Annotated in this window: 10 protein-coding genes; 2 read left to right on the forward strand and 8 right to left on the reverse strand. The window is 64.2% G+C overall.

What is annotated here, in order from left to right:
* Positions 1-4: 4 nt before the first annotated feature.
* Positions 5-5,461, reverse strand: coding sequence for an MG2 domain-containing protein (locus tag MNR02_RS14975; protein ID WP_371746680.1), 5,457 nt, complete (start codon positions 5,459-5,461; stop codon positions 5-7).
* A gap of 554 nt (positions 5,462-6,015) precedes the next feature.
* On the opposite strand from MNR02_RS14975, the gene MNR02_RS14980 reads away from it, so the two are divergent.
* Positions 6,016-7,182 (forward strand): pyridoxal phosphate-dependent aminotransferase, encoded by a 1,167-nt coding sequence (locus tag MNR02_RS14980; RefSeq protein ID WP_241947347.1) that lies wholly within the window; start codon positions 6,016-6,018, stop codon positions 7,180-7,182.
* A 6-nt stretch (positions 7,183-7,188) separates the two neighbouring features.
* Here MNR02_RS14980 and MNR02_RS14985 read toward each other — a convergent pair whose 3' ends face one another.
* Positions 7,189-7,716 carry an AAA family ATPase gene (locus MNR02_RS14985; protein ID WP_241600218.1) on the reverse strand — a complete coding sequence of 176 codons (528 nt, stop codon included), beginning with the start codon at positions 7,714-7,716 and terminating at the stop codon, positions 7,189-7,191.
* Between the two features lie 104 nt (positions 7,717-7,820).
* On the opposite strand from MNR02_RS14985, the gene galE reads away from it, so the two are divergent.
* Positions 7,821-8,813 (forward strand): UDP-glucose 4-epimerase GalE, encoded by a 993-nt coding sequence (gene galE, locus MNR02_RS14990; RefSeq protein WP_241947348.1) that lies wholly within the window; start codon positions 7,821-7,823, stop codon positions 8,811-8,813.
* Positions 8,814-8,824: 11 nt separating this feature from the next.
* Here the strand turns inward: galE and MNR02_RS14995 are convergent, their stop codons facing one another.
* The 6 genes from MNR02_RS14995 to MNR02_RS15020 form a co-directional block, all read right to left on the reverse strand.
* A complete protein-coding gene (locus MNR02_RS14995; protein WP_241947349.1) occupies positions 8,825-9,124 on the reverse strand; it encodes a chorismate mutase family protein in 300 nt (99 codons plus the stop codon).
* A gap of 324 nt (positions 9,125-9,448) precedes the next feature.
* The gene (gene cydB, locus MNR02_RS15000; RefSeq protein WP_241947350.1) at positions 9,449-10,453 is read right to left on the reverse strand and encodes a cytochrome d ubiquinol oxidase subunit II; all 1,005 of its coding nucleotides are present in this window, start codon (positions 10,451-10,453) and stop codon (positions 9,449-9,451) included.
* On the reverse strand, positions 10,443-11,861 hold the full coding sequence (locus tag MNR02_RS15005; protein ID WP_241947351.1) for a cytochrome ubiquinol oxidase subunit I: 1,419 nt from the start codon (positions 11,859-11,861) through the stop codon (positions 10,443-10,445). The genes cydB and MNR02_RS15005 overlap by 11 nt, the downstream gene beginning before the upstream one ends.
* A gap of 224 nt (positions 11,862-12,085) precedes the next feature.
* Positions 12,086-12,340 carry a hypothetical protein gene (locus MNR02_RS15010; protein ID WP_241947352.1) on the reverse strand — a complete coding sequence of 85 codons (255 nt, stop codon included), beginning with the start codon at positions 12,338-12,340 and terminating at the stop codon, positions 12,086-12,088.
* Between the two features lie 45 nt (positions 12,341-12,385).
* The gene (locus tag MNR02_RS15015) at positions 12,386-12,640 is read right to left on the reverse strand and encodes a hypothetical protein (protein WP_241947353.1); all 255 of its coding nucleotides are present in this window, start codon (positions 12,638-12,640) and stop codon (positions 12,386-12,388) included.
* A gap of 46 nt (positions 12,641-12,686) precedes the next feature.
* Entirely contained in the window at positions 12,687-12,941 is a 255-nt protein-coding gene (locus MNR02_RS15020; protein ID WP_241947354.1) for a hypothetical protein, read from the reverse strand.
* Positions 12,942-12,971: the final 30 nt, after the last annotated feature.

Raw genomic sequence — 12,971 nt, forward strand, 5'->3', positions numbered from 1 at the left:
TCTCCTACTCGGCCTTTACGACCTGCATGCGGCCGGTCGCGGTACGGGCGGAATATTGCGGACGATACATGTCCTCCACCTGTGCGGCCGGCAGGTCATAGGTGCCGGGCGTGACGGCGCGCACGACATAGGCGACCGTCACATCGCGGTTGTTGCCCTCGCTGCGGTTGAAGGCCGCGACGAAGCGGTCGTAGCGGAACTCCGTATGCGCTGTCTCGGTCTCGCCGAGCCAATCGAAATTGGCGAGCTTCGCGCTATCGACCAGGCTCGGATTGTCGATCTCGAAACCGGCTGGCAGCAGGTCTGTGATGATGATACGCGAGGCCCAGTCGTTGTGCTCGGTCACCTTCAGCACGACGACGTAGCGTTCGTTCTGCCGGGCCTCCGTGATATTGGCCTCCTCGCCGTCGAGCGTGTAGTAGGTGCGCTCGATGGCGAAGCCGTCGCCGCCGGCCGGCAGCGGATCGGCCGGGGCCGCCACCGTCGTCAGCATGGCCGAGACCGGCTCGCCGGTGCGGTTGGCGATGGTCAGCGGATTTTCCAGCAGGGACTTGCCCGTCATCTGCGCGGCATAGCCGCCGGCGTGTTCGGCGCCGTTGATTTCGAGCTTGAGGTTCTTGTCGGCGTCCTTCACGGAGCGCGCGGCAAGCAGCATCCAGGTCTGCTCCTGCGTGCTGGTCCAGCGCTTGTTTTCCCACTGCGTGCCGACCTGCTTGACCAGTTCGGGAATGATCGTCGGCACCGGACGGGCTTCGGCAGCCAGGGCCAGGATTGCCGCGCCGTCACGCAGCGACGAACCGTAGTCGCTGCGCGAGAGGCTGGCATTCATGATGCTGTCGCGAGACAGGCCAAGCGCATTGGAGAAGAGCGTCATGGACCGCTGCGCATCGCCGTAAAGGCCGAGCGCACCGGCGAGCTGTGCGCGGGCGAGCGGCGAGGTGAACTCCGACAGCTTTGTATCGGCGTAGTAGCGCAGGTCGCTGATCGCGGCCTTGCGGTTGCGGGCGAGCACATAGAGCGCATAGGCGATCTCGCTGCCCTGGTTGGAGACATTGACGTCATAGGACAGCGCGTTCTGCAGGTTGGAGAGCGCCTGCAGCATGGCCTGTTCCGGCACGTCGAACTTCTGTTCGCGGGCCCGCGTCAGGAAGTCCGTGACGAAGGCATCGAGCCACAGGTCGCCATAGCCCGGCGACCAGAGGCCGAAGCTGCCCGAGGAGGACTGGTTGGCAAGCACGCGGTAGATCGCTTCCTGCACGCGCTTTTGCGTTTCGGTATCCTCCGGCAGGCCGGACTGCTTGGACAGTTCGCTCAGATAGAGCAGCGGCAGCGCGCGGCTCGTCGTCTGCTCCGTGCAGCCATAGGGGTAGCGATCGAGCGACATCAGCAGCGCGGGAATGTCGAAGGCCGCGGCCCGCGACACGCTGAGGCTGACCGAAGCGCCGCCGAGCTGGCTGTCGGCCAGCAGCTGGTCGTCGATGGTCAGGCTGCCATTGGCGGCGATCTCGATCGGCCGGCGCGTGGTAATCGGCATGGCCGCGGGACGCACGGGCACGTTCAGCGCCTGCTCGAGCGACAGGCCGTTGCCGTCGGTGAGCGTCACGGTGACGAGGCCATCGCCGATCTCGCCGCCGACTAGCGGCAGGGTGAGCGCGGTCTTGGCGCCGGGTTGCAGCGACAGCGTCTGGCCCGCACCGGTCTGCTCGACCATCACCGAGGCATTGTGCGTGATCTCGACCCTGTAGTCTCCGGCGGGCGCATCGGTGTTGACGATGTCGAGCCTGAGGTCGGAACGGTCTCCGGGTGCGAGGAACTTCGGCAGGCTTGCCGTCACCACGATCGGATCACGGATGACGACGTCCTTGGACGCGCTGCCGACACCCGTCTTCGTCCAGGCTACGGCCATGATGCGGGCCGTGCCGTTGAACTGCGGAATGTCGAAGCTGACCTTCACGTTGCCGTCCGCATCGAGCTTTACGGGGCCTGCGAAGAAGGCCACGAGCTTTTCCGTCGGCGGGTTGCCCTGAAGGGCACCCTCGCCGCCGTCGCCGCCGGTGCGAAGGCGGCCGGTAGCTCCGAGCGAACCATCGATGAGGCGGCCGTAGAGGTCGCGGATTTCCATGCCGAGGCGGCGCTGGCCGAAATACCAGCCGGCCGGATCGGGCGCTTCGTAGCGCGTGAGGTTGAGAATGCCGACATCGACGGCTGCGACCGTGACATAGGCCTCTTCATCCGCGCCCGCACCTGCAACCTTCAGCGAAATGTCGAGCGGCTGGCGCGGCAGCGTCTTTTCCGGCACGTCGAGCGAGACGTCGAGCTTGCGATCCGCCGGATCGACCTTCAGCCAGGTGATGCCGATGGCGCGCATGGGCATGCGGCTTTCCTGGTCGGAGCCCGGACGGAAGAGCGTCGCGGTGATGTAGGAGCCCGGCCCCCACGCCTCGGTGACGGGGATTTCGACCTCGCCCCCCTCGGCGCCGATTTCGGCGGTCTGGGTGGCGATCAGGCTTTCGGCACCGACCGTGATGAGAAGCTGGCCGGCATGACGAGGCGAGACTTTCAGCTTGGCCGTATCGCCAACCGCATAGTTTTCCTTGTCGAGCGAGATTTCCAGCGCATCGGGTGTTTCCGTGGATGTAGCGGCGACATACCAGCCGGCATCAAACTCCACGCTCGTCGCCGGGCCATCCGGCTCGGGGCTTTCGACCTCAAGGCGATAACGGCCCCACGTAACGGGTACGGAAATCTTGCCGCCATCGGCCGCGACATCCAGCGTTCCGTTGGCGATCTGCTTCGTCGAGAGAACAGGCTCGTAGCGCCACGAGCTGCCATCACGATACCACTGGTAATTCCGTTCGACGGACAGCAGCTTCCAGGGCAGGCCCTGCATCGCTTCGCGCGCACCATCGGGTGTCACCGCCACGACGTTGAAGTTCGCGACGCTGTTTTCCGAAAGCTCACCCTGGAATTCCGGCTTCACGCCGATCATCGGGCCGGTCGCCTTGACCGGCAGGGTGAGGCTGCGCTCGACGGCGCGGCCGCCGGCTTCGTTCATGCGCAGCGTCACGAGTGCTTCAAGGCGCTGGGTGGTCGAGGGCAGGTTGTTGACCAGCACGTCGAACGTCGTCTTGCCCGCCTCATCGAGCAAACCGAGACCCTCCAGCGGAATGCGGCTTTCCTCGATCGCCTCTTCGTCTGCGAGACCGAAGACGTAGCCGGGATAGGCCGGGTCCTGGCGAGTCGGCTTCAGCGCGACGTCGCCCTCGATTTCCAGGCCCGCGCCGGGCGCGCCATAGAGATAGCGGCCTTCGACGGATACGGGCGCGGCAACACCGGTCTCGATATCCTTGGCCTCGCTCGTCATGTCGAATTCGATGCGGTCAGGCACGAAGTCGTCGACGAGGAACTGCTTTTCGGCGATGGCCGTGCCCTTGGGGTCGGTGAAGACCTGCATGGTCCAGGTGCCGCGCATACTGTTGGGCTGGAGCGCCAGATCGATGGCATGGCCACCCAGCGCCGCACCGTCGGAGACCATGCGGCGGTCTTCCACCCCGTCCGGGCGGTTGAAGACGAAGGTCAGCGGCAGCTTCTCGACGGCATTCGCCTCGATGTCGCGGGCAAGCGCGGAGGCGTGCACCGTCTCGCCGGCGCGGTAGATGCCGCGCTCGGTCCAGGCCAGCACGTCGATGGCGCCCGGGGCGGGGCGGCCGGTGACGCCGCGGTCGGACAGGTCGAAGCCGGCGCGCGTCATGTCGAGGAAGACGAAGTCGTCTTCGCCCTTCCTGGCGAGGATGACGGCCGGCGTGTTGGCCGCCGTGCCGCGCATCAGGCCGGCGGTGAAGGTGGCACGACCGTCGCCATCCGTGGTCGCGGTCCCGAGGATCTCGTTGTTCTTGGCGATCAGTTGCAGCTCGACCCCTTCCAGCGGGCCTGCACTGTCGAGCGAGCGGGCGAAGACGTTGAGGCCGTTGGTGCCGGCATAGGTCGTCAGGCCGACATCGGAAACCACGAACCACTGTGTCGCCTTGGCATCCCATTCATTGCTCCGGCCGTTGGAGGCCGCAGCGGTCAGCACGTAGACGCCGGGCTTGCGCTCAGGCAGCGCCTCGTCGACCGGGAAGCTTGTGACGACGTCCTTGTTGAGCTCTGGCGAGATATCGATCTTGCCCTGCCAGACGAGTTCGCCGCTCTGGCTCTCGATATTGCTGGCGGAATAGCCGTCTAGCTGGGTGAGGAAGCGGCTTTCGGCGAGCAGGCCGGCAATGGCGCGGTCACCGACGCGGTAAAGCTTCAGATCGGCGCTGTCGGTGTTGACCGAAACGATCGGAATGCCGCGGCGCACGCTGCCCGGTAGCACGAAGCCGTCGCCGGTAAAGCGTACCGTGGCAGCGCGGTCCTGCACGTAAATGTCGAGGTCGACGGCCGCGGCGAGCGGCTCGTCCACGGCGGACGGCAGGCCCGGGCGAAAAGCGATCTTGTAGCGCTGGCCATGCGTAAGGCCCTCGATGCAGATCTGCCGGTCCTTGGCTTCGACGGCCTTGGGTGCCGCACCGTCGAGCGTGACGAAGGAGGCATAGTCCGCGCCGGACTTGACCAGCGGCTCGGAGAACTCGACGCAGGCGCGCGGCGTCGCGCTGTCGGAATCGATCGTGTGGTTGACCACGCGGAAGCCCTGGCGGGCGCGCAGACCGAGATAGGCCGAACGGATCGCCACGTCGTCCTTCAGGTCGAGGCTCGCCTTGTAGGCGTTGATGCCGGCGCGGTAGCTGCCGGACTTGTCGAGCGTGTCGGCGAGTACGGCCAGCGCGCGGGCGCGCGTCTCGGTCGTGCGCGACAGCTGGTAGGCATTGATGGCTGCCAGCGCGCCCTGCCCTGCGAGGTAGCTGTTATTGTTGGCGCGGCCCATGGATTCGGCGGTTTCGATCCACAGGAAGAAATCATCGCGCGCGAGCGACAGTGCGCCCTTGTAGGCGGCGAGGGCTTCGTCAAAACGGCTCGACGCGGTCTCGATACGGCCGAGCGAAGCAAGACTTTCGGCACCCTGCCCTTCCTGCCCGCTTGCGAGCGCGAGATTGTCGCGGAACGCGCGGGCATCCGCCGCCATATATTCGCTGATGAACGAAAGCGCCGGCGGCGCGCCGATATCGGCGGCATCGTCGGCCTTGACGATCTTGCCGGCAATGGCGCCCTGGAAATGGTTGAGCTGGTTGAAGTCGCTCTTCAGGAAGCACCACTTCACCTTGGGATTGTAGGTAAAGGCGCGGCAGGACAGGTCGTCGATGCAATCCGTCTTGCACTGGTCCAGCGTCACATCCTGCACGGTGCGCAGGTCGAAGCCGAAATAATCGCTGTTTTCCGTCGTGACGACGGTGCGTGTTTCCGCGGCATGGGCCGGGATGGATGGAGATGCTACGGCGGAGAGAAGAAGTGCCGAGAAACCGAAGATTGCGCGCATAGACATCAAGTCCTCCTACCGCTGCCCGTCTCGCTGCCGCCACTGTCGGGAGCGCACCCCGGCTTGTCAATCGAAAGACGACGAGATCAGGAGGATCACCCACAGCAGGCGCTGAAACCACGAAGAAGACGTTTGGGACATGCACTTCAATCGCTACGAAAGCGAATTTTTTCGCGCCCTGGAATTTTAACCTTTTGTTAACCATATGAGCAGAGACTTCATATCACCGACGGATTACGTCCTGTCATACCGCTGTTACAGCGCGCCGATAGAACTGCCGTCAGACGCGAAAGTCGTGTTTCGCAACGCGGTGACCACGGATGTACTGGCACTGCGCGAAACACTTCCCCGGCCCGGCCGGGATGAGGAAGCGAGGGGCCACCCTCGCTTTTTTCATTTCTGGGACGATAGCGGATGGCCCCACCACGCGCGGTCGTCCCATCACCGAATTCGATGCATGTGTCAAAGAAACGCGCGTGAATGGTCCTGCAAAACCGTTTAGAGCTTGGTGACTTTGCCCCGCCGGGCAGCGTCCAATCGCGATTTCCGGAGAGATTTGCATGACCATCGCCGAAAGCCTCAGCCCCCGTTCGCTGCGTGCGCCGGAGAGCGGCATCGTCGAAGTTGTAAACTATGCGCGCGAACGCAAGGGGCTGATCCCGCTCTGGGTGGGGGAAGGCGACCTGCCGACGCCGGAGTTCATCGCCCGCGCGGCCTCCGATGCCCTGATGCGCGGCGAGACCTTCTACACCTGGCAGCGCGGCATCCCCGAACTGCGGGCAGCCCTGTCGCGCTATTATGCAAGGCGTTTCGGCATATCGCTGCCCGCCGAGCATTTCTATGTCGTCGGCTCCGGCATGCAGGCCATCAAGCTTGCCATCGAGGCGTTGGTCTCTCCTGGTGATGACATGGTCTATCTCACACCAGCCTGGCCGAACTTCGCGGCGGCGGCCGAACTTTCCGGCGCCAATCCCATCGCGGTGCCGCTGGATTTCGTAAACGGCCGCTGGCAGATCGATCTCGCCCGCGTGGAGGCCGCCATCACGCCGAAGACCCGCGCGCTCTTCATCAACACGCCGTCCAACCCGACGGGCTGGACCGCAACGCGCGAGGATCTTTCGGACCTTCTTGCGATGGCCCGCCGCCATGGCCTGTGGATCATGGCCGACGAGATCTATGCGCTCTACCACTATGCCGGCGGCCGTGCGCCGTCCTTCCTCGACGTGATGGAAGAAGGCGACCGCGTCATCTTCGTCAACTCCTTCTCGAAGAACTGGTCGATGACCGGCTGGCGCGTCGGCTGGATCGTCGCGCCGCCGGAAATGGGCCAGGTCATCGAGAACCTCGTCCAGTATTCCACCTCGGGCGTGCCGCAGTTCCTGCAGCAGGGCGCCATTACCGCGCTCGACGAGGGCGATGCCTTCGTGCAGGCCAATATCGACAAGGCGGCGAAGAACCGAGACGTCTTCTGCGACGCGCTGATCGCGACCAACCGGGTGGAAACGCTGAAACCCGACGGCGCGCTCTATGCGTTCCTGAAAATCGACGGCGTGACGGATTCGCGGCTTGCCGCCCTCGACATTGTCGACCGCACCAATGTCGGCCTCGCCCCGGGCACCGCCTTCGGACCGGGTGGCGAATTGTTCATGCGCGCCTGCTTCCTGCGCGACCCCAAAGACATCCTGGAAGCAGCCGACCGGCTGGCGCGTTACATCGCGGCCCGCTGACAGCTCTCACAGCCGGGAAAGCATGAAATCCGCCCGCGCCTCCACCGAAACCTTCGGCAGCACGACCGTCTCGTATCCGAGGCGCGGATAGGCCTGCACCAGCCGCTCATATTCTTCCAGCGCGGCTTCGAAACCGTGCCGGCGTTCCGCGTCTCCGGCATAGATTTCCGGCCATGGCGGCGTGAGGAACACCTGGCGATGGTAGCGATGTGCGGCGGCCAGCGTGTCCAGAGCCGCCTCGCCGCCATGGGCCTCCAACGCGCAGGCCGCATCGATCAGCCCGCGGTCGAAGAAAACGAGGCCGGGCTGCTCGCGCATCCGGGCTCGATCCGCCAGCGCGAGATTCACGGCGCGGCGGGCAAAGGCGGCCATGTCGATCCACGGCAGGGCGCTGCCGCCCGCCGCCAGTTCCGCCTGCACGATCCGGCGGCCGGGTTCCTCGACCGTGGCATGGCCGCGCCGGCGCAACTCGTCGAGCAGGGTCGATTTTCCACCGCCGGAGCAGCCGGACAGCACGATGAAGCGATCGGACATGCGATTTCCCTCCCGTTGGAGCGCCGGCCCTGCGCAATAAGCGGTTGCGTCTTGCGGGCAGGCGGAGTGATATGCCTGAAATTCAGGCGATTCGGAGATTTTCCATGGCGGTTCTTGTCACAGGGGGCGCGGGCTATATCGGCAGCCACATGGTCTGGGCACTGGTGGATGCAGGCGAAGACGTCGTGGTGCTGGATCGCCTGTCCACGGGCTTCCGCTGGGCGGTGGCGCCGGAAGCGCGGTTCTACGAGGGCGATATCGCCGATGCCGCACTGCTTGCCACAATCTTCGCCGAAAACAGCATCGATGCCATCATCCATTTCGCCGGATCGATCATCGTGCCGGAATCGGTCGCCGATCCGCTCTCCTATTATGAAAACAACACTGTCAAATCACGGGCACTGATCGCCGCCGCCGTGGCGGCAAAGGTGCCCTATTTCGTCTTTTCGTCCACGGCCGCCGTCTACGGCACGCCCGACGGCACCGAACCCGTGCTGGAAAGCGCGGCCCTGCGCCCGGAATCTCCCTACGGTTCCTCCAAGCTGATGACGGAGATCATGCTGCGCGACACCGCCGCCGCCCATGACTTCACCTATACGGCGCTGCGCTACTTCAACGTGGCCGGTGCCGATCCGCGCGGCCGCACCGGCCAGTCGACGGCGGGCGCGACGCACCTCATCAAGGTGGCGAGCGAAGCCGCACTCGGCAAGCGCAATGGCATGGATGTCTACGGTACGGACTACCCGACCCCCGACGGCACCTGCATCCGCGACTATATCCACGTCTCCGATCTTGCCAATGCGCATCTGAAGGCCCTGCAGCGCATGCGCGCCGGCGGCGGCTCGATCGTCGCCAATTGCGGCTATGGGCGCGGCTTCTCCGTGCTGGAAGTGCTGGAGCAGGTGAAGGCCGTCTCAGGCAAGGACTTTCCGGTGCGCATCGCGGGCCGCCGGCCCGGCGATGCAGTGCTGATCGTCGCCAATCCCTCAGTCGCGATGAAGGAGCTCGGCTGGACGCCGCAATATGACGACCTGCCCTTTATCGTGCGCACCGCGCTTGAGTGGGAAGATCATCTGGGCAAGCGCAACCAGCGCTGACCCGCCACGCTTCAGCCCTCGCCGAGCTGCGTCTTCTCATAGGCGATGGCATGCTCGATGAGCTGGGCCCAGATTTCCTCGTAGAAATCCCCGTCAAGACCGTGGGCCTGCGCATTGCGGTTGGCATTGTCGCGCACTTCCTTCACGCGCGCCGGCACATCGGCGGGGATGCCAAGGCCCGCCTTGATCTGCGCGGCGCGGCGGATGAAGCTCCAGCGTTCCTCGAAAAGCGCCATCAGGGCTTTGTCGACCCGATCGATGTTTTCCCGGATTTCCGCCATCGTCGTGCAGTCTGCCGCAGTCTTCGCCATCCCGGTCTCCTTCATGAGCACCCGGATAACAGAGGAATGTTTGGGGGGAAAGGCGTCTGTCGGTGACGGGACACAAGGCCACATGCAGGCCCGGGGCTTAAGCGGAAGGAGGGTGCGGTCCTGTCTTCTGCTAGCGGGCCTGCATGCTGGCCGACGCGGAACCTAAAGCGGCAAGCTGGCGTCAGGCTGGATCGATTGACGTTACGTGAAGTCAGGTTCCGATCGCCAGCTTGATGACGAAACCGAGGGCCGTGACCGCGAGAACCCCCGCCATCCACAGCGCCACGAACCACAGCAGTTTCCGGCCGAGCGAGTTTTCCACCATCAGTGATATCCCTCTTCCGGGTCGACCTTTCCACGGAACACCCAGTAGGCATAGACCGTGTAGCCGAGGATCATCGGCACGAGCACCAGCGCACCGACGATGAGGAAGGCGAGGCTTTCATGCGGTGCCGCCGCTTCCCAGATCGTCAGCGACGCCGGCACGATATAGGGATAGAAGCTGATGCCGATGCCGGCGAAACCGAGCACGAAGAGGCCGAGCGCCGCCACGAACGGCCAGGCATCGTGCCGGGTCTTCAGCCCGTAGACGAGCAGCGCGAAACATCCGAGCACGAGCGCGGGCACGAGCACGCTGAAGATGACGGTGGGCCAGCCGAACCACCGCTCGAAGTAGAGCGGCTCCGTAAACGGTGTCCAGAGGCTGAAGATGCCCATGGCGGCGAGCGTGCCGATCCCCGCGCGCATGGCATAATGACGGGCGCGCGCGGCGAGATCGCCGCTTGTCTTCATCACCAGCCAAGTGGCGCCGAGCAACGCGTAACCGACAAGCAGCGCCAGGCCCGTCGCGATGGAGAATGGCGTGAGCCAGTCCCACCAGCCGCCGGCATAGGCACGGTTTTCCACCGCGATACCTTGCACCAGCGCCCCGAGCGCAACCCCTTGCGTAAAGGACGCCACCATCGAGCCGCCGGCAAAGGCGAAGTCCCAGAGAAATTCACCGCGCCGCGTGCGCCAGCGGTATTCGAATGCGACACCCCTGAATATCAGGCCGAGCAGCATGAGGATGAGCGGCATGTAGAGCGCCGGCAGGATGGTGGCATAGGCAAGCGGAAAGACCGCCATCAGCCCGCCCCCGCCCAGGACGAGCCACGTCTCGTTGCCGTCCCAGACAGGCGCGACCGAGTTCATCATGACATCGCGGTCATGCTTTTCCTTGAAGAAGGGAAACAGGATGCCGACACCGAGATCGAAGCCGTCGAGGATGACATAGGCAAGCACCGCGAAGGCGATGATCGCTGCCCAGAGGAAGGGAAGGTCAAGCGCCATGGTGCTGGCTCCCGGGTTTGGTGGCTATGGCTGGAGCAGGCGTGATGCCGGCGGAGCGTATCGGTCCCTCGCCGAGATCGGGCATCGGATCGCGCGGCAGGCGGCCCATCAGCCGCAGGATATAGAAGGTACCGGCACCGAAGATCAGGAAATAGACCACGATGAAGGCGATCAGCGATGTCGCCACCGCCGGCGCGGCGATGGGGGCTACCGACTGTGACGTCAGCAGATGGCCATAAACGGTATAGGGCTGCCGGCCGACCTCGGTCGTCACCCAGCCGGCGAGCACGGCGACGAAGCCGGCAGGTCCCATCACAACGGCGGCGCGGTGCAGCCAGCGGTTCTCGCCGAGCGTGCCGCGCCAGCGACACCATAGCGACCAGAGGCCAAGGCCCAGCATGGCAAAGCCGATCCCCACCATGACGCGGAAGGCCCAGAAAACGATGCCGACAGGAGGGTGGAGTTCGCGCGGCACGGTATCGAGGCCGGCAAGCGGCGCGTTCAGATCGTGCTTGAGAATGAGGCTCGACAGTTTGGGGAGTTCGACGGCGTAGTCCACCCGCTGCTCGGCGGAGTTTGGAATGCCGAACAGTATGAGCGGCGCGCCATCCGGGTGGCTCTGGTAATGCCCTTCCATCGCCATGACCTTCGCCGGCTGGTGCTCGAGTGTGTTGAGACCGTGCATGTCACCGGCAAAGATCTGGATCGGCGCGACGATCGCCGCCATCCACATGGCCATGGAGAACATCTTGCGCGCCCGTTTGGGCGCATCGCCGCGCAGAAGGTGAAAGGCGCCGACGCCACCGACCACGAAGGCCGTCGTCAGGTAGGCGGCCAGCACCATGTGCACCAGCCTGTAGGGGAAGGAGGGATTGAAGATCACCGCCCACCAGTCGATGGGCACGAACTGACCTGCCTCGTTGATGGAGAAGCCGGCCGGCGTCTGCATCCAGGAATTGGCCGCGAGAATCCATGTCGCCGAAATCAGCGTGCCGACGGCAACCATGAGCGTCGCGAAGAAATGCAGCTTCGGGCCCACCCTGTTGAGGCCGAACAGCATGATGCCGAGGAAGCCCGCCTCCAGAAAGAAGGCCGTCAGCACCTCATAGCCCATCAGGGGTCCGATGACAGGGCCGGCCTTGTCGGAGAAGACGCTCCAGTTCGTGCCGAACTGATAGGACATGACGATGCCGGACACGACGCCCATGCCGAAAGCGAGCGCAAAGATCGTCTTCCAGAAATTGAAGAGCGTGAAATAGACCTCGTTCTTCGTCCAGAGCCACAGCCCTTCGAGCACAGCCAGATAGCTCGCAAGCCCGATGGAAAACGCCGGGAAGATGATGTGGAAGGACACCGTGAAGGCAAACTGAAAGCGTGCAAGCAGCGTTGCGTCCAGGGATTCGAACATCGGCCCGGCCTTTCTGAAGACGTCGCAACGCGTCGGCGCTGCATCTCCCCAACCATGTTCCCCTGGCTGGCAAAGGTCAATTCCGCCAGCCCGCCCGCATTGCCGCACCGCGACAATCACGCGCGTGCGGCATTTCGCACCGCGACAAATCCTTGCTTCAAACGAGCGAAGCTCCCGGTGTTTCCACCAGGAGCTTCGAGAATTACCGGCAATTTGCCGCAGTCTTAGTTGTCGTTCAGGTTGCCGGCAGGGCGGTAGTCGCCGCGGTCGTAGGGCTGCTTGATCGAAGACGACTGGCCGGAAACGACATGCTTGTTGCCGATGCTGTTCGTGCGGACCGTGTCGACGTTCTGGCTCTTCACGGCATCCGGCGAACCGCCGACGTAGTAGTCGCCGCTGGCGAAGGCAGCAGAGGCGCCGCCGAAGACGGAAGCTGCGATGAGGGCAGCGGCGAAAGTGGTGTTCAGGGTCTTGGTCATGGTCTTGTCCTATTCAAATCTTGGGAGGTTTCGTCTGCGGTCGGATTAGTTGCCGTTAACCGGGGCTACCGAGCGGTAGTCGCCGCGGTCATAAGGCTGCTCGACAGAGGCCGACTGGCCGGAGACGACGTGCTTGTTGCCGATGCTGTTGGTGCGGAACGTATCGACGTTCTGGCTCTGAACGGCATCCGGCGAACCGCCGACATAGTAGTCGCCGCTGGCGAAGGCAGCGGAGGCGCCGCCGAAGACGGAAGCTGCGATGAGGGCAGCGGCGAAAGTGGTGTTCAGGGTCTTGGTCATGGTCTTTGTCCTATTCAAATCTTGGGAGGTTTCGTCTGCGGTCGGATTAGTTGCCGTTGACCGGGGCTACCGAGCGGTAGTCGCCGCGGTCATAAGGCTGCTCGACAGAGGCCGACTGGCCGGAGATGACGTGCTTGTTGCCGATGCTGTTGGTACGGAACGTATCGACGTTCTGGCTCTGAACGGCATCCGGCGAACCGCCGACATAGTAGTCGCCGCTGGCGAAAGCAGCGGAGGCGCCGCCGAAGACGGAAGCTGCGATGAGGGCAGCGGCGAAAGTGGTGTTCAGGGTCTTGGTCATGGTCTTTGTCCTATTCAAATCTTGGGAGGT

The sequence above is a fragment of the Shinella sp. H4-D48 genome, assembly GCF_022637395.1.
Lineage (GTDB): Bacteria > Pseudomonadota > Alphaproteobacteria > Rhizobiales > Rhizobiaceae > Shinella > Shinella sedimenti.